Here is a 15408-nt window from a genome sequence, read left to right on the forward strand (position 1 = left end):
CCAACAACACGAACGATACCTAAAGGCGGGTCAATTCTCGGTGGAAACGCCGGGTCAGCTCTCAGTGGAAATCAACAACGTATATCGCAAAATCGAAGATCTACTTCGAAACAACCTCAACTTTGAAGCAATTCGCGCAGAAGGCGAAAAAGGCGAATCTTATGCCCTTTCTTTGCCTCCTGAAAATCCTCTCCAGTTCTTAGCTGCCCTGCGTAAGCATATCGATGATCTGGAAAGAGAAATTTTGGGTGTCGGCCACAATGAGCCGCCGACGACTTTAACAACCGACGGTCTGACCCGCGAGGATTTTCGGCAAGCACGTAGGGATATCGACGATCTAGAGAAGGATGTAAGCGAAGGGCTCAAACACGATCCTGAAACTAGTGCCGCGGTTAAGAGCCTGATGAAGTTCGGCCTGAAAGTTGCTCTTTGGGTCGGAGAGAGAACTACTAAGTTCGTAGATGTCACCTTAGCTCTTGCTGCACCGGTCGTTGTAGTAAAGGCCACAGGACTTGCTCCAGTACTCTTCGAAGCAATCGCACATGCAACAAATTTTCTAGCGTCGATCGGAGGCTGATGTGCCGCGTAGGGATTATGCCCAAGCACAGACCCAGCACATGTCTTTTCAGAATCCAATAATTGCAAACATTTACAACCCTTTTCTCCCAATTCCGATTCCAAAGGTCACAGGTTCGAATCCTGTCGGGTGCGCCACATTGCCGGTCCTCTGATGCTGCTGATCGAGCGGCGACATATCCTTTCCCATCATAGCGCTCCTTCGTTGACTCTGGCGGCCGCTGAACCCACCTGTGCGTGATGCCGAAACACCAGAAAAATGAAGTAGAACTCCTGCGGACATGGACGCTCTCGCCGGCGGCGACGCTCGGGTCCTTCGTGCGCGCAAAGGGTATTCTTCAGGAGATACAGGCACGGCTTCCGTCGGCTTTGAAGAAGTCGATCATCCTGGAAGGCAGCGACCTGACGCTTGCGATGCCGGCGAGCGACAAGTCGGCGTTCAAGGCAGCCGAGGCCATCGTCGCAAAGGCGGTGGAGGAGGCGCCGAGCCTGCCGGTGATTCCGCGCGAGATCGAGGACATCCTGACCATCAAGACAAGCGAACGGCATCGATGGCTTGCGGACGGCCGCCTTCAAAGCGCCGGGACGCGAACCGTGCGGCTGAACGGCCGCGCCCGGCAGATCACCTTCCATGTCTACGATCCCAGAGCGGTCGAAGACCTTCTCGACCGGGGTGCGGTCGACGAATGGCGGGTCGAGGACGCCGAGGCCAAAGCGGAGAAGAGGCTGAAAGCCGCCTACCAGGCAAAGCTGACCCGGTCGCTGAAGAAGACCCGCAAGCCAAAGATAGCGAGCAAGGACACTTCGACCGAGGCTCCCACCAGGCTCAAAGGGTGGGACGAGTTCGACGTCGACGGCCTTCTTCGGTAACGGCGGCGGCTCGATGCTGGCGCATGCGCGCCGGCCCTCACCTCACTGCGTCGATGAGGCGCGCTCGCCAGCCGGCCGCTTTTGCTTTTCCCAGATGACCAGCACCAGGCTTGCGCCGACAATCAGCGCTGCACCGACGAAGACGTTGGCTGCCGGAATTTCGGCCCAGATCAGATAGCCGTAGACGAAGGCCCAGATCAGCCCCGTATATTCGACGGGTGCCAGAGCCGACGCCGGCGCGTAGCGAAAACCTTCGTAGAGCAGATACTGGCCGATCGTCGCGACCAGACCGAGGCAGATCATCAGCGCCCACCCGGTCAGGTCCGGTGTCTTCCACAGCCAGGGGAACGACACTGCGCAGGCGAGCGCAAACAGCAGGCTCGTCGCCCACATCTGCGTCAACGTCGTTTCGCTGCGGCTGACCAGCCGGATGAGGATCGTGCTCCAGGCCCAGCAGAAGCCGGCGATGACGCACATCGCTGCAGGCAAAAGGTTCGGCGAGTGGGCGGGATTGGCCGCGATCAGAACGCCCAGAAAGCCGCCGATGCAGGCAATCCACCGTCCGGCGCCGACGGTCTCCTTGAGAACCAGGATCGACAGGAACACCACCATGAGCGGCGCGGAGAAGTAGAGCGTCGTCAACTCGGCAAGACCCAGATGCTTGGCGGCATTGTAGAACAGAAGCCAGGCAACGAGCATCAGCCCGGCGCGCAGCACCACCGTGCCCCGGTAGCGGCTCTTCATGATCGACGGATGACGAAGATGCCTGGCGAGCGCACCGGTGATCAAGACGATCACCAGACTGCGCATGAAGAGCACCTGCGGCACCTCGTAATCCGCCACCAGCCATTTCACGATCGCGTCCTGAAGCGCAAAGCAGGCATAGCCGGCCGATGCCAGGGCAATCCCGAGAAGTGGCCGGCCGTCGTCAATATTCGTTTTCATCGGATGGAATGCTGAGATGCGCGTTGCGGGGAGCCACTCCTTGAACGCAACCGGCCGGGAGGGCAACCGAATTCGGTCCGACGACCGGACAGGCTCCCGTCACCTGCTCCAGCATCCTGACGCTTCGCGTGCGGCGGCCTCCGGAGGTTTCATCGGAACCAAGTCCGAACCTCCGCGGTTTCTGACCCTGTGAGATTTAGGAGATATTGATGACGACCATGACTTTGAAGGAGTTGTCGAAGCAACTCGGCAAGATCGATTTCTGCATGTTCAACACCGCCGGCGGATCGGCAACAATCAACAGCCGCCCGATGAGCAACAACGGCGACGTCGAGTATGACGGCGATTCCTGGTTCTTCTCCTACGAGGACACCCGCAAGGTGCGCGAGATCGAAAGCGAAAGCGTCGTTTCGCTGACCTTCACCGCGCCGCCGAGCCTGCTCGGCAAGCCGGGGGTCTTCATTGCCGTCGACGGAAACGCCAGCGTGATCCGCGACAAGGCGCAGTTTGAAGCACACTGGGTGAGCGACCTGGATCGCTGGTTTCCGCAGGGCATCGACACGCCCGGCATCGTTCTGATCAAGGTCTCGGCGCGCAACATCGAGTATTGGGACGGCGAGGACAACGGCCGGATCGCGCTTGGCGGCACGAGTGCCTCCGACGGAGGCGCCGTATGAGCGACAACGGCATCGACCGGGACAAGATCTGGAAGGATTTCGGCGATGCCGTCAACATGACGCCGGCCGCCCTCGACAGGTGGCTGGCAACCGACGAGAGCAAGGCGGCCGGTTGGACGCAGGATGGAGCCGATGAGACGATCGGCCATCATTCCGGCCGCCGCATCGTCGAGATCAAGCACAAGGCGAAAGCCGATCTCACCGATGACGATTATGCCCATATGCGAAAGGTGGTCGGCTACGTCCATCGCCATCTCGCACAGGGCGGCCCGAAGGAAGATCGAGAAGGATCGACCTGGCGGCACTCCCTGATGAACTGGGGCCATGATCCGCTGAAGGATTGACGCCATCGCCTGGGCCACCCGGGTGGCTGGCCCTCGCAGCCGCATATGCGCCGTGCAAGTGCGCCCGACCGCAGCAATATCGACCGCATGTCGCACTGAAAGAATGCAACAAGGAGCTTCCGGATCAGCAATGCCAGGATCGTTTACCAGTGTCTTCCTCGTCGCCTTCGACCTCGACGAACGCCAACAGGCCATCCGTGCCTTCGATCCACGGCAGGTCGATACGGAAGCGGCAGCCATCGACGAGGCGAAGGCGCTCGCGCAGGACCATGCCGGGGTTCTGGTCTGGAAGCGGCAGGGCGACCCGGTGGTCGGCGAGGAAGGCGATCCCGAGATTGTCTTCAGGACGGGCACGACCGGCGACTTCAACTGACGGCGCGGCAGTGAGCCGCTAAGGGCTGGCAGATCGACGGCTGGCAGGTCGCGCGACCTCAGCTGTTGCCCACCTCAGGCGTAGAGACATTCCTCGCAGATCCCGCAACAGTCTTCATCGAACTGGTTGGAATCCTTGCGCTTTCCGCAGCAGGCGCAGATGCGCGTCTCGGTGCCGCGTGACGGCGTCGGGGGAATGATCTCGATCTCGGCTTCTGTCTGCTCGACGAGGGAAATGTCTGCCATGGCGCACCCCGTATGTGGTCTCCGCCAGAAGTTAGGAGCGAGGCCCCGGTGTTTCCAGTGGCAGAGGGCAGATCGACCCATTTGCTTTCAACGCAAACCGTACAGAAGTCCGATCGGCGCATCGACGGCGGACCGCTCGGTTCGAGGCCACTTGCAATAGGCTCGGTGCGGGGCCACTTCTGGCACCGGCCACAAAACGGCCCCGGCGCGGCGCCGCGCACCGCTTCCAAGTTTCAGTGCAGCAGCAAGCAGGCATATTTCATGTTCCATCTGATCTTCGGGCTTCCCTGGCTGGTCGTCCTTCTGCGTTTCATCCAGCCGCTGCCCTGGCTGTGGTCCGTCAAGCTTCTGGTCGCTGGCCTCCTCCTCGTCGCATCCCAGTATCACCTGTTCAACAAGCTCTCCTCCGGCTCGGTCTTCTCACCGGAGTTTCCAAGACCGCTGGTCATCGGCTTCAACCTGCTGATGGCCACGCTCATCCTGCTGGCGGTATTCCAGATCGCGCTCGATGTGGTGTCCGTCGTTGTCACGCCGATCCTCGGACATTTCCCGGCCGTGCCGCCGGAACTGCGCTATGCCATGGGCGCCGTCGCCCTCGGTCTTTCCGCGTACGGTGTTGCCCAGGCGGTACGCGTTCCGCCGGTGAAGAACATCGAGGTCGCGATCCGCAACCTGCCGCCAGCCTTCGAAGGCTACCGCCTGCTGCAACTGACGGACCTGCATATCAGCCGGCTGTTTCCGGCCTCTTGGACGCGTGAGCTCGTCCAGCGGTCGAATGCGCTGGGGGTCGACCTGATGGTCGTGACCGGCGATTTCATCGACGGCAGCCTGCAGGACCGGCGCGCCGACGTGGCGCCGCTGGCCGGGTTGCGGGCTCCGGATGGGATCCTGGCAATCCCCGGCAACCACGAATACTATTTCGATTATCAGACCTGGATGCAGCATGACGCGAGCCTCGGCATGCGGATGCTGCTGAACGACCACGCCGTGATCCAGCGCGGCGGGGATAAACTGGTGGTCGCCGGCGTCACCGATCTTGCGGCACTGGGCGGCCCCTCGCCGGCACCGGATCTTGCAGCCGCCCTCGAAGGTGCACCACAGGATGCGCCGGTCATACTGCTCGAACACCAGCCGAGGCTCGCACCTCGGTCGGCCGAGGCCGGCGTCGCGCTGCAGCTGTCGGGCCATACGCATGGCGGCATGGTCGTCGGTCTCGACCGTCTGGTCGCCCGCGCCAACAACGGCTTCGTCTCCGGCCGCTACGAGGTCGGTGGCATGACGCTCTACGTCAATAACGGCACGGCGCTGTGGCCGGGCTTTGCGCTGCGGCTGGGCCGGCCGTCGGAACTGACCGTCATAACCCTGCGCAAGGGGTAACGGTTCTTGCGGCAGGAAGAACGACAAACGGCGGCGGGATGGATGTCCCGCCGCCGTTGTTGTGTGTGGACATCGCTCAGGCGACGTCGGGCAGTTCGCCGATCATCTTGTCGAGCGTGATCGGATAGTGCCGCACGCGGATGCCCGTCGCATTGTAGATGGCGTTGGCGATCGCGGCCGAGACGCCGCAAAGGCCGAGCTCGCCGATGCCCTTGGCCTTCATCGGCGACGAATAGGGATCGGTCTCGTCGAGGAAGATCACTTCCTGGTGCGGGATGTCGGCGTGCACCGGCACCTCGTAGCCCGCCAGATCATGGTTGACGAAGAAGCCGCGGCGGGTATCGACCGCCAGTTCCTCCGACAGCGCGCCACCGGCGCCCATGGTCATCGCGCCGATCACCTGGCTGCGGGCGGTGATGGGGTTGAGGATACGACCGGCCGCGCAGACTGCCAGCATGCGCCGGATCCGGCTTTCGCCTGTCGCAACGTCGACGCCGACCTCGACGAAATGGGCGCCGAAGGTCGATTGCTGGTGGGTCTTCGAAAGATCGCCCCACTCCACCTTGTCCTCGCCGGTCAGCCCTTCGGGACCGGCAGCTTCGGAAAGCGGCACCGACCGATTGCCGGAGCGCACCATGCCGTTCTCGAAGGTGACATCCTCCGAATTGAAGCCGAGCTTCTGTGCCACCGCTTCGCGCAGCTTGACGCAGGCCGCATAGACGCCGCTCGTCGAGCAGTTGGCGCCGAACTGGCCGCCTGAACCGGCAGACACCGGAAAGCGCGAATCGCCGAGATGCACGCCGACCTTGTCGACCGTCAGGCCCATCATCTCAGCCGCCGTCTGGGCGATGATCGTGTAGCTGCCGGTGCCGATATCGGTCATGTCGGTCTCCACCGTTACCACGCCGTCCTGGCCAAGCCGGACACGGGCACCGGAGGGCAGCAGCAGGTTGTTGCGGAAGGCGGCCGCCACGCCGGTGCCGATCAGCCAGTTGCCCTCGCGACGGGCACCGGGCGTGGTGCGCCCGCTCCAGCCGAAGCGCTCGGCCCCAAGCTTCAGGCAGCCGATCAGATCCCGGTGCGAGAACGGACGCTCCGGGTTTTCCGGATCCACCTGCGTGTCGTTGAGGATGCGGAACCCGATCGGATCGAGGCCGAGCTTTTCGGCCATCTCGTCGATGGCGATTTCCAGCGCCATCAGGCCCGGCGCTTCGCCGGGCGCCCGCATCGCATTGCCTTCCGGCAGGTCGAGCGTCGCAAGCCGCATGGCGGTCATCCGGTTCTCTCCGCCGTAGAGCAGACGCGTCTGCATGACGGCGGTTTCCGGTCCGCCGCCCGGCAGGTCGCCGGACCAGCTTTCGTGGGCAATCGCGGTGATCTTGCCGTCACGTCCCGCACCGATGCGGATGCGCTGGATAGTTGCCGGACGGTGGGTGGTGTTGTTCATGATCAGCGGCCGCGGCAGCGCCACCTTGACCGGACGACCGACTTCCTTGGCACCGAGCGCGGCAAGCACCGCATCGGCGCGCAGGAACAGCTTGCCGCCAAAACCGCCGCCGATGAACGGCGACATCAGGTGGATCTTCTCCTTGTCGATGCCGAGCGTCGTGGCAAGGTCGCCCCGCCACCAGTCGATCATCTGGCTGGATGTCCAGAGCGTCAGCTCGTCGCCGTTCCAGGCGGCGATCGACGCATGCGGCTCCATCATCGCATGGCTCTGGTCGGGCGTCGTGTAGGCTTCGTCGAGGGTGACTTCAGCCGAGGCGAACGCCCCGGCGAAATCGCCATGGCTGGAATCCGGCTCGCTGTCTTCCGACGGCTTGACGGCATCGCCCTTGGCCGCTTCGAGATCGAAGACGCCCTTCTCTTCGGCATAGGTCACCTTGATCAGTGCGGTGGCGGCACGCGCCTGCTCGAAGCTTTCCGCCACCACCACGGCGATCGCCTGGTGGTAATGCTGGACGACATCGCCGCCAAACAGGTTGGCGGTGTTGAACTTGCCCTTTTCGCGCTTTCCGGCATCGAGCGTCGTGACGACGGCCAACACGCCATCGGCAGCCTTCGCCGCCGACGTGTCCATGGCGGTGATGCGGCCCTTGGCAATCGCCGCTCCCAGCGGATAGCCATAGGCGTAGCGCATGTTCGGATCGTGCCATTCATAGGCGTACATCGCCCGGCCGCTGGTCTTCAATTGCCCGTCGATGCGCGGGATCGGCTGGCCGACAACCTTCAGGCGGTCGATCGGGTTGGTGGTCGCTGGTGTATCGAACTGCATGGATCAACCCTTTGCTTCGGCAAGCACGGCGCCGAGCGTGCGCTCGACCAGCGTGACCTTGAAGGAGTTCTGCTCGGTCGGGCGGGCGCCCGACAGAAGCGCCTGGGCGCTTGGCCGCGCACCGCTCTTCAGCTGCGCGTCGGCGTCTTCGACACGCCACGGCTTGTGGGCGACGCCGCCGACGGCCACACGGCCCGTGCCGTCCGGCTGGATGACCGCCGCCACCGAGATCAGCGCGAACGCGTAGGATGCCCGGTCGCGAACCTTGCGATAGATCTGCTTGCCACCGATCGGCGGCGGCAGGACGACCGCAGTGATGAACTCACCCTGTTCGAGCGCCGTCTCGATATGCGGCGTCTCGCCCGGCAGGCGATGGAAATCGGCGATCGGGATCGAGCGCGTGGTGCCGTCGGCCTTCGTCGTCTCGACCACGGCATCGAGCGCCCGCATGGCGATCGCCATGTCGCTCGGATGGGTGGCGATGCAGGCATCACTGACACCGATGACGGCGTGCTGGCGGCTATAGCCGCCGATGGCGGAACAGCCGCTTCCCGGCGTCCGCTTGTTGCACGGCTGGTTGGTGTCGTAGAAGTAGGGACAGCGCGTCCGCTGCAGCAGGTTGCCGGCGGTCGTCGCCTTGTTGCGAAGCTGGCCGGAGGCGCCAGCCAGCAGCGCCCGCGACAGCAGTCCGTAGTCGCGGCGCACCCGCTGGTCGGCGGCAAGCTCGGTGTTGCGCACCAGCGCCCCGACCCGCAGCCCGCCGTCCGGCGTCGCCTCGATCGTGTCCAGCCCCAGGCCGTTGACGTCGATCAGATGCGTCGGCGTTTCGATCTCCAGCTTCATCAGGTCGAGCAGGTTGGTGCCGCCGGCGATGAACTTGGCCTGCGGATTGGCAGCAGCGGATTTCGCAGCCGCTTCGACGGAGGCGGCGCGTTCGAAGGTAAAGGCTCTCATGCTTTGCCTCCCGCAACTTCGACGATCGCATCGACGATGTTGGAGTACGCCCCGCATCGACAGATGTTGCCGCTCATCCGTTCGCGGATCTCGGTCGGCGTCATCTGCGCGGCGGCATTGAGGTCGCCGGTGACGTGGCTCGGGATGTTCGCCTTGATCTCCTCGATCACGGCGATGGAGGAACAGATCTGGCCCGGCGTGCAGTAGCCGCACTGGAAGCCGTCATGCTTGACGAAGGCGGCCTGCATCGGGTGCAGGTTGCCCGGTTCGCCAAGGCCTTCGATCGTGGTGATCTCGTCGCCCTCGTGCATCAGCGCCAGCGACAGACAGGAATTGATCCGCCGTCCGTCGACCATCACCGTGCAGGCGCCGCACTGGCCATGATCGCAGCCCTTCTTGGTGCCGGTCAGGTGCAGATGCTCGCGCAGCGCATCGAGAAGCGTGGTGCGGTTGTCTATATCGATGCTTCGGCTTTCGCCGTTGACGGTAAAGGATAACTTGCTGGTCAAGGCCATGTCTGTTCCTGCGGACTGAGCTGCCGCGAGGCTTGGCGCGGCTCCGGTGACCGCGACGGTCGCGGCCGAAGAGATAAGTAACCCTCGCCGGGAGATTTCAAGCTCGAACGGGCTTTGCATGTCTGGTCCACTTCTTTCTGGAAGGATCGGCGGCGCAAAGTGGTTCGCGCGCTCCAATCCATGAAGTAGAACAGCAATGCCCGAAGGGCAGACCGGCAAGCATACAATCAGGCATCGCAGAGCCGGCGGGAACCTGTCAAGCACGGCATCGGACGATGATGTCAGGCCTAGACAGGCCATGCTCGGGAAGCCCTGTCCTAGAAGGCTTTCGTGGCTTAAAAACGCAATATGGCGGCTGCCTCAGCCGGCATATTCTGCGTCGCTAACCTGCTCCATCCAGTCGACGACCTTGCCGTTCACATGCTCGTGAGTGGCGATGTGGGTCATGGCCGTGGTTGGCGATGCGCCATGCCAGTGCTTCTCGCCGGGCTCGAACCACACCACGTCACCGGGATTGATCTCCTCGATGGGACCGCCGTGGCGCTGCACCAGCCCCTTGCCTGCCGTGACGATCAGCGTCTGGCCGAGCGGATGCGTGTGCCAGGCGGTGCGGGCGCCGGGCTCGAAGGTGACGGTGGAGGCCGCCGCACGACGTGCATCATTGGCGGCAAACAGCGGATCGACACGCACGGTGCCGGTGAACCAGTCGGAGGGGCCCTTGGCCGAGGGCTGCGAACCGTTGCGGGTGATGTCCATGAGAATTTCCTTTCATCGGCAGAAACATGACGGCGGCCGCCCTTCAGACGACCGGCACGCGTGGCCTGGGGAGGAGATAACGCGCGACGCGCGGAATGTGAGGTGGCAAGGCCAAGATTACCGACGTGGCGCGTCATGCCTCAGGGAAGAGCGTTCAGCCGGGCTTCGGCAAGATCCACCTCCCGAACCAGCTTGCGCGACACCTCGTCGGAAATCCGCCGCGCGCGGCCGAGCGCAAAGACCGTGTCACGCTCCGCCTTCACCGCTGCCAGCCGCATACGGCGCTCCACCGCTTCGACGGCGCGCACCTGCTCGGCATTCTCCGTGCTGCCGGACCGTCCCTCGATGCGGCGGCGATAGAGTTCCATCAGCCGCGCAGCGGCATCGGCATAGATGTCCACGTCGCTGCGTCCCTCGCCCAGTTCGTGTTGCAGCTTCTCGATTGCCTGGATGGCGGCCTGTGCGGCGGCGATCCGGGCATTGTCCTCCTCGCGCTCGTGATGCGGCTCGGCCGGCAGTTCGAGGTCCTTCAGCAGTGGCGGCAGGGCGAGGCTCGCGGCGATCAGCGACAGGACGATGACGCCGGCTGCCAGCAGGATCGCCAGGTCGCGGGCCGGGAACGGCGAGCCGTCGTCCAGCAGCAGCGGCAGCGTCAGCACACCGGCAAGCGTGATCGCACCGCGCACGCCGGCGGCCGAGGTTGCGGCGATCAGCCGCCAGTGCGGCCGGGTGCGTGGCGTGCCGCGCCAGACGGCGCGCAGCAGGGTGAAGCGCAGCGACACCCAGACCCAGATGAAACGCAGCACGCCGAGCGCCACGGTGATGGCGACGATGTAGACGATGAGCCAGATCGGCTGGTGGTGGCCCGTCTCCTGGACCACGCGTGCGGCACCGGTGATGATGCGCGGCAACTGCTCGCCGAGCAGCACGAAGATGATGCCGTTCAGCGCGAACTGCAGCGTGTCCCATACGGCACTGCGGCGCACGCGGGTCGCACCGAGCGCGTGTCCGCGCTGTTCGGCGTAGCTCATGGTGATGCCGGCCGCTACCGCTGCAAGAATGCCCGAACAGTCCAGATGCTCGGCCACCAGATAGGCGCCGAACGGGATCAGCAGGCTGATCAGGATCTGCGACCCCGTCTCCTCGCCGAGCTTGCGCGACACGTATTCCTTGGCGATGACGGTGCACCAGGTGACGCCGGCACCAATGGCGATGCCGCCGAATGCCACCCACAGGAAGGTGCCGAGCGCCGAGGTGAGCGAGAAGGATCCGGTGAGCGCAGCGGCGACGGCAAAGCGCATGCAGACGAGGCCAGACGCATCGTTGAGAAGCGATTCACCTTCCAGGATATGCATCAGCCGACGCGGGATCGGCACCCGGGTGGCGATCGCCGAGACGGCGATGGGATCGGTCGGCGAAATGATCGCCGCCAGCGCGAAGGCGACGGTCAGCGGCATTGCCGGGATCATCCAGTTGATGAAGAAACCCATGCCGATGACGGTGAACACCACCAGACCCAGCGACAGCTCGAGGATCGTCGCCCTGTCGCGGAACAGGCCTTCCTTCGGAATGCGCCAGCCATCGAGAAACAGCAGCGGCGGCAGAAACAGCAGGAAGAAGATGTCCGGATCGAGCTCGACGCCCGACCCCGTGATGCCGGCAATTGCCGCGCCGAGCACGATCTGCACGAGCGGCACCGGGATCGCGATGGGGGAAAGCCGCGTCAGCGTTCCGCTGACGACCACCGCAAGCAGCAGGACCAGAGCAATGGTGATGCTCTCCATGTTCTCCCCTCGCCCGGCTCGATGTCTGGAAGGGCAAGGATACTGCCCTCAGGCGCTAACCTAGGGGCAGCCTCTTGAGCGTCAAGCCAAACCGAGCGCTCGGCGACGGCGAGCGTCGCAGCCGTCCCGGGCCGCGCCGCCATCGCACCGCCTGTTTGTTCCCCGCCCGGCTCTCGCCCGGCTGTCGGCGGCAGCGTTACTGCAACAGCTGCAGGATATTCTGGTTGGCGGCATTGGCGATCGACAAGGCCTGAACACCCAGCTGCTGCTGCGTCTGCAGCGCCTTCAGCCGCGTCGAGGCTTCGTTCATGTCGGAATCCACCAGCTTGCCGATGCCGCGCTCCAGACTGTCCGTCAGCCGCTCGGCGAAGTCGCTCTGCATGCCGATCCGGCTCTGCAGCGAGCCGAGCAGAGCCGCACCGTCGATGGCGCGTTCCGACACCACGTCGACATAGTTGATGTAGGTCTCGATCAGCTGCGGGTTGGCGACAATGTCGATGTCGAGGAAGTTGAGGGTGGGGATCGGCTCGATGTTCACCGAGATGCCGGTGAAACCGATATAGGTGCCGGATCCGGATTTGCGGTCGGCATTGACGTCGGTTTCCATCATGATCGTGCTGCCGGAGGTGGCGTCGATGTTGACGTCGGGCCAGTCGGTGGACAGCAGCGCGCGCAGCAGCGTCTCCATCTCGCCGGACGTGTCGATGCCGCCATCCGTCTTGCCGAGCGTCGTGTTCACGAAGTCGCTGTTGAACGTGTAGGCCTGGGTCGGGCTATTGTTGACGCCGAAATTGAAGCTGACCTCGACGCCGTCGAAGATCCGGAAGGGCGTGAAATTGAGCGCTATCTCCTGGCCGCGCTGCGAGAAATCCGAGGAATTGCCGAGGCCGCCCGAGCTGACGGTGCTGGTCATGTTGGTCACACCGACGAAGGACCCGTCGAGACCGGAGTTCTGCTGCGTCCAGATGCCGATCCGGTCGATGATCGGATCGTTCCGGTAGTCGCGGTAGGTGGTCGCGCGGGCGCCCGATCCGCTCGAACCGAGAATGCTGTTCAGCACCTGAGCGTAATCGGTATAGGTGCTGATGACACCGTTTGCACCGACGCCGAGCACAGTATCCACCAGCGCGCGGTCGATCACGATACCCGTTGTCTTGCCAGGATTTTGCGCGCCCGGCAGGCCGTCCGCGGGATTGTCGGCGTCCACCGTGATGTCGAAGGCGATCGTCTCGCCGGCGTTGAACGACAAGGGGCCGCTGAAGTTGAAGTCGAACGACGCATACGTCGCTGCCCGCAGGTTCGAGGTGCTGCGGACCAGGTGGTTGTTGCCGTTGTTGTATTCCGTGCGGATGCCGCCCAGCGTCTTCGGATCACGCGGATCCGCCTGCAGCATGCCGCCGCCGGTCGAATTGAACAGCGCAAGCTTCGACAACTGCACGTCCATCCTGTCCAGCGAGACACCGGACTGCTGCCGGGTGAACGACGCCACCAGCGAGGTCTTTGCCTGGGTGTCGTCGTAGATGTCGGGAAATTCGGTGCTCAGCCAGTTCTGCCCGGCAAAGCTTGCCGAACTTGCGATGGCCGAAACCTGGTCCTTCAACTGGTCCAGTTCCTTCTGGATCTTCGATCGGTCGACGCCGGGCTCGGCCGATGCCACGAGCTTCGCCTTGAAGTCCGCAAGAATGTCGATGGTCGCACTCATGCCCTCGTAGGCGACGGCGACCGTCGCATCGGCAAGGTTGAGCGCGTCTCCGACGGCCGAGATGGCCTTGTGATCGGAGCGCATCGTCGTCGCGATGGACCAGTAGGCAGCATTGTCCGCAGCGTCGGCAATACGGTAGCCGCTGGCGACCTGCGCCTGTGTCTGATCGGCGGAACGCGTAATGCTGCGCAGCGTGCTGAGCGCAGAAATTGCGCCAGCGTTCGTGAGAAGACTGGTCATGGCCATGTCCAAGATGTCGGGGGTGAAGCGCTTTTCATAAGCGAAAACAACGCGACTATTTGGATCAGACTTGGTTAACACAGTCCTAACGCGGATATGGAATTTTAGGAAAATAAGATAGACGTGCGGTCACTTTGTCTGATCCGGCTCGCAGACCGGAGCGTAGCGAGTGCGACAGACAATCGTGAACCGAATGCCGAAGCACCTACCGAAGAGCCAGTTGCCGACGAAAACCTGTCACTGTTGCGGACGGCCATTTGCCTGGCGCCGCAAATGGAAGCGCGACTGGCAGGCGGTGAAATTCTGCTCGGACCGCTGTCGCGTCAAGGGCGAGCATTCGAAGGAGCTCCGATGACCGAACCGCGCATCGCCATCATCGGAGCCGGCATTGCCGGTCTGTCGGCCGCCGATCGACTGCTCGGCATCGCCGCTGTCACGGTGATCGAGAAAAGCCGCGGCGTCGGCGGACGCATGGCCACCCGGCGCAGCGACGGCGCTGCCTTCGATCACGGCGCCCAGTATTTCACCATCCGCGACGCGCGTTTCCATGCCGCCATGCATCCCCTGCTCGATGCCGGGGTCATCGAGGCGTGGAACGTGCCGCTGTCGAGCATCGACGAAACGGGTATGGTGGCGCAGTTGGCCGACCGCGCGCCGCGTTTCGTCGGTGTTCCGACGATGACGGCGATTGCCAAGGCGATGACACAGAGCCTCGACCTGCGCCTCGGCGTGCGTGTGCTGTCGCTTACGGGTGATCCGGGCCGCTGGCATCTGGAGACCGATAGCGGACGACTGGGGCCATTCGACTGGGTGGTGTCGGCGGCTCCCGCCCCACAAACGTTCGACCTGTTGCCGCTCGCGGACACCGACCGCGAGGCAGTCGCCGGCGTGCGGATGAACGGCTGCTTCACGCTGATGATCCGGCTCGGCACGGAGGCCGTCCCCGTACCGGCAGCCAGCCGGGTGGATCATCCGGTGATCTCGTGGATCGCCGCAAACAACACGAAGCCCGGCCGCGACCCGGAAACTTGCCTCGTCGTGCACGCCGACAACCGCTGGTCTGAAGATCATCTGCAAGATCCACCGGAGATCGTCAAACAGCTGATTTTCTCCAGCTTTCGGCAGCTTTTTCCGCAACTGAATCCCGACAAGGCGGTTTCCCTCGAGCTTCACCGCTGGCGCTTTGCCAATGTTGCAGAGCCGCTCGGCCGTCCGTTCCTGATCGACACCGACCGCCGCATCGCTGCCTGTGGCGACTGGTGTATCGGCAACCGGGTCGAGGCGGCGTTCCTGAGCGGCTTGGAACTGGGCGAGCGTCTGCGCACAGACATCTCGAGCGAGAGACGATGACCACCAGTACGCGTACCCTGACCCAGACCCTTACCTACGCAGGCACAATTCCGTTTGCCCTGTTTCTGCTGCCGGACCTGCCGGTGGTCGGCGACGAAACGATGCCGCTGTTTGCCGCCTACGGGGCGATCATCGCCACCTTCATGGCCGGCACGCTGTGGGGCATGGTCCAGCGCGACACGGAGCCCGACGCGAAGCTGCTGGTGATGAGCAATTTCGTGGCGCTCGCTTGCTGTGCCTGCCTCGCCTTTCCGGCCGGCCGGGTGACGCTCATCGTCGAGCTCGTGCTGTTCCTGGCGCTTCTGGCGATGGAAGGCAGTCGGGCTCCGCTACACGCGGAAAAGCCGTGGTACTGGCGGATGCGCATGCGCGTCACGGCGATCGTCTGCGTGTTCTTCCTGACGCGGATCGTCATAGGCTGACCT

17 protein-coding genes are annotated in these 15408 nt (G+C 63.6%); 9 read left to right on the plus strand and 8 right to left on the minus strand.

Annotation, left to right across the window (positions count from 1 at the left end; translation table 11 throughout):
• Both ACR65N_RS12845 and ACR65N_RS12850 read left to right on the plus strand, forming a co-directional pair.
• On the plus strand, nucleotides 1-577 hold a 577-nt coding region (locus ACR65N_RS12845; protein WP_440457342.1), incomplete at its 5' end, for a hypothetical protein.
• Between the two features lie 239 nt (nucleotides 578-816).
• Nucleotides 817-1446, plus strand: a complete 630-nt coding sequence (locus ACR65N_RS12850) for a hypothetical protein (RefSeq protein WP_440457758.1) — start codon at nucleotides 817-819, stop codon at nucleotides 1444-1446.
• A 42-nt stretch (nucleotides 1447-1488) separates the two neighbouring features.
• Here the strand turns inward: ACR65N_RS12850 and ACR65N_RS12855 are convergent, their stop codons facing one another.
• Entirely contained in the window at nucleotides 1489-2391 is a 903-nt protein-coding gene (locus ACR65N_RS12855) for a DMT family transporter (protein WP_440457343.1), read from the minus strand.
• Between the two features lie 209 nt (nucleotides 2392-2600).
• Here ACR65N_RS12855 and ACR65N_RS12860 point away from each other — a divergent pair, with 209 nt between their 5' ends.
• The 3 genes from ACR65N_RS12860 (at nucleotide 2601) to ACR65N_RS12870 (ending at nucleotide 3785) form a co-directional block, all read left to right on the plus strand.
• Entirely contained in the window at nucleotides 2601-3068 is a 468-nt protein-coding gene (locus tag ACR65N_RS12860) for a pyridoxamine 5'-phosphate oxidase family protein (RefSeq protein WP_440457344.1), read from the plus strand.
• A complete protein-coding gene (locus ACR65N_RS12865; RefSeq protein WP_430304296.1) occupies nucleotides 3065-3412 on the plus strand; it encodes a DUF3140 domain-containing protein in 348 nt (115 codons plus the stop codon). The genes ACR65N_RS12860 and ACR65N_RS12865 overlap by 4 nt, the downstream gene beginning before the upstream one ends.
• Nucleotides 3413-3542: 130 nt before the next feature.
• Nucleotides 3543-3785: a hypothetical protein gene (locus tag ACR65N_RS12870; protein WP_440457345.1), complete on the plus strand. Its 243-nt coding sequence runs from the start codon at nucleotides 3543-3545 to the stop codon at nucleotides 3783-3785.
• A 74-nt stretch (nucleotides 3786-3859) separates the two neighbouring features.
• On the opposite strand, the gene ACR65N_RS12875 is transcribed toward ACR65N_RS12870, so the two are convergent.
• Nucleotides 3860-4030 (minus strand): hypothetical protein, encoded by a 171-nt coding sequence (locus tag ACR65N_RS12875; RefSeq protein WP_440457346.1) that lies wholly within the window; start codon nucleotides 4028-4030, stop codon nucleotides 3860-3862.
• Nucleotides 4031-4291: 261 nt separating this feature from the next.
• Here ACR65N_RS12875 and ACR65N_RS12880 point away from each other — a divergent pair, with 261 nt between their 5' ends.
• Nucleotides 4292-5407: a metallophosphoesterase gene (locus tag ACR65N_RS12880; protein ID WP_440457347.1), complete on the plus strand. Its 1116-nt coding sequence runs from the start codon at nucleotides 4292-4294 to the stop codon at nucleotides 5405-5407.
• Between the two features lie 76 nt (nucleotides 5408-5483).
• Here the strand turns inward: ACR65N_RS12880 and paoC are convergent, their stop codons facing one another.
• The 6 genes from paoC to ACR65N_RS12910 form a co-directional block, all read right to left on the minus strand.
• Entirely contained in the window at nucleotides 5484-7682 is a 2199-nt protein-coding gene (gene paoC, locus ACR65N_RS12885) for an aldehyde oxidoreductase molybdenum-binding subunit PaoC (RefSeq protein WP_440457348.1), read from the minus strand.
• 3 nt (nucleotides 7683-7685) lie between these two features.
• Nucleotides 7686-8636 (minus strand): FAD binding domain-containing protein, encoded by a 951-nt coding sequence (locus tag ACR65N_RS12890; RefSeq protein ID WP_440457349.1) that lies wholly within the window; start codon nucleotides 8634-8636, stop codon nucleotides 7686-7688.
• Nucleotides 8633-9271 (minus strand): aldehyde dehydrogenase iron-sulfur subunit PaoA, encoded by a 639-nt coding sequence (paoA, locus tag ACR65N_RS12895; protein WP_440457759.1) that lies wholly within the window; start codon nucleotides 9269-9271, stop codon nucleotides 8633-8635. Before paoA ends, ACR65N_RS12890 begins: the two co-directional genes overlap by 4 nt.
• Nucleotides 9272-9511: 240 nt before the next feature.
• Nucleotides 9512-9907 (minus strand): (R)-mandelonitrile lyase, encoded by a 396-nt coding sequence (locus ACR65N_RS12900; RefSeq protein WP_430304304.1) that lies wholly within the window; start codon nucleotides 9905-9907, stop codon nucleotides 9512-9514.
• 140 nt (nucleotides 9908-10047) lie between these two features.
• Nucleotides 10048-11691: a Na+/H+ antiporter gene (locus tag ACR65N_RS12905; RefSeq protein ID WP_440457350.1), complete on the minus strand. Its 1644-nt coding sequence runs from the start codon at nucleotides 11689-11691 to the stop codon at nucleotides 10048-10050.
• Nucleotides 11692-11887: 196 nt separating this feature from the next.
• Nucleotides 11888-13633 (minus strand): flagellin N-terminal helical domain-containing protein, encoded by a 1746-nt coding sequence (locus ACR65N_RS12910; RefSeq protein ID WP_440457351.1) that lies wholly within the window; start codon nucleotides 13631-13633, stop codon nucleotides 11888-11890.
• Nucleotides 13634-13826: 193 nt separating this feature from the next.
• Here ACR65N_RS12910 and ACR65N_RS12915 point away from each other — a divergent pair, with 193 nt between their 5' ends.
• The 3 genes from ACR65N_RS12915 to ACR65N_RS12925 are packed head-to-tail and all read left to right on the plus strand — an operon-like array spanning nucleotide 13827 to nucleotide 15405.
• On the plus strand, nucleotides 13827-13988 hold the full coding sequence (locus ACR65N_RS12915) for a DUF2256 domain-containing protein (protein ID WP_440457352.1): 162 nt from the start codon (nucleotides 13827-13829) through the stop codon (nucleotides 13986-13988).
• Nucleotides 13985-14983, plus strand: a complete 999-nt coding sequence (locus tag ACR65N_RS12920; RefSeq protein ID WP_440457353.1) for an NAD(P)/FAD-dependent oxidoreductase — start codon at nucleotides 13985-13987, stop codon at nucleotides 14981-14983. Before ACR65N_RS12915 ends, ACR65N_RS12920 begins: the two co-directional genes overlap by 4 nt.
• Nucleotides 14980-15405 (plus strand): DUF3429 domain-containing protein, encoded by a 426-nt coding sequence (locus tag ACR65N_RS12925; protein WP_440457354.1) that lies wholly within the window; start codon nucleotides 14980-14982, stop codon nucleotides 15403-15405. The genes ACR65N_RS12920 and ACR65N_RS12925 overlap by 4 nt, the downstream gene beginning before the upstream one ends.
• The last annotated feature ends 3 nt before the right edge of the window (nucleotides 15406-15408 follow it).

It is taken from the genome of Rhizobium sp. SAFR-030 (assembly GCF_059415005.1).

Coding starts and splice junctions, on each gene's coding strand:
- ACR65N_RS12920 (WP_440457353.1), top strand. CDS start 13,985: ATGACCGAACCGCGCATCGCCATCATCGGAGCCGGCATTGCCGGTCTG.
- paoA (WP_440457759.1), bottom strand. CDS start 9,271: ATGCAAAGCCCGTTCGAGCTTGAAATCTCCCGGCGAGGGTTACTTATC.
- ACR65N_RS12900 (WP_430304304.1), bottom strand. CDS start 9,907: ATGGACATCACCCGCAACGGTTCGCAGCCCTCGGCCAAGGGCCCCTCC.
- ACR65N_RS12860 (WP_440457344.1), top strand. CDS start 2,601: ATGACGACCATGACTTTGAAGGAGTTGTCGAAGCAACTCGGCAAGATC.
- ACR65N_RS12865 (WP_430304296.1), top strand. CDS start 3,065: ATGAGCGACAACGGCATCGACCGGGACAAGATCTGGAAGGATTTCGGC.
- ACR65N_RS12925 (WP_440457354.1), top strand. CDS start 14,980: ATGACCACCAGTACGCGTACCCTGACCCAGACCCTTACCTACGCAGGC.
- ACR65N_RS12855 (WP_440457343.1), bottom strand. CDS start 2,391: ATGAAAACGAATATTGACGACGGCCGGCCACTTCTCGGGATTGCCCTG.
- ACR65N_RS12880 (WP_440457347.1), top strand. CDS start 4,292: ATGTTCCATCTGATCTTCGGGCTTCCCTGGCTGGTCGTCCTTCTGCGT.
- ACR65N_RS12905 (WP_440457350.1), bottom strand. CDS start 11,691: ATGGAGAGCATCACCATTGCTCTGGTCCTGCTGCTTGCGGTGGTCGTC.
- paoC (WP_440457348.1), bottom strand. CDS start 7,682: ATGCAGTTCGATACACCAGCGACCACCAACCCGATCGACCGCCTGAAG.
- ACR65N_RS12870 (WP_440457345.1), top strand. CDS start 3,543: ATGCCAGGATCGTTTACCAGTGTCTTCCTCGTCGCCTTCGACCTCGAC.
- ACR65N_RS12890 (WP_440457349.1), bottom strand. CDS start 8,636: ATGAGAGCCTTTACCTTCGAACGCGCCGCCTCCGTCGAAGCGGCTGCG.
- ACR65N_RS12915 (WP_440457352.1), top strand. CDS start 13,827: ATGCCGAAGCACCTACCGAAGAGCCAGTTGCCGACGAAAACCTGTCAC.
- ACR65N_RS12850 (WP_440457758.1), top strand. CDS start 817: ATGCCGAAACACCAGAAAAATGAAGTAGAACTCCTGCGGACATGGACG.
- ACR65N_RS12875 (WP_440457346.1), bottom strand. CDS start 4,030: ATGGCAGACATTTCCCTCGTCGAGCAGACAGAAGCCGAGATCGAGATC.
- ACR65N_RS12910 (WP_440457351.1), bottom strand. CDS start 13,633: ATGACCAGTCTTCTCACGAACGCTGGCGCAATTTCTGCGCTCAGCACG.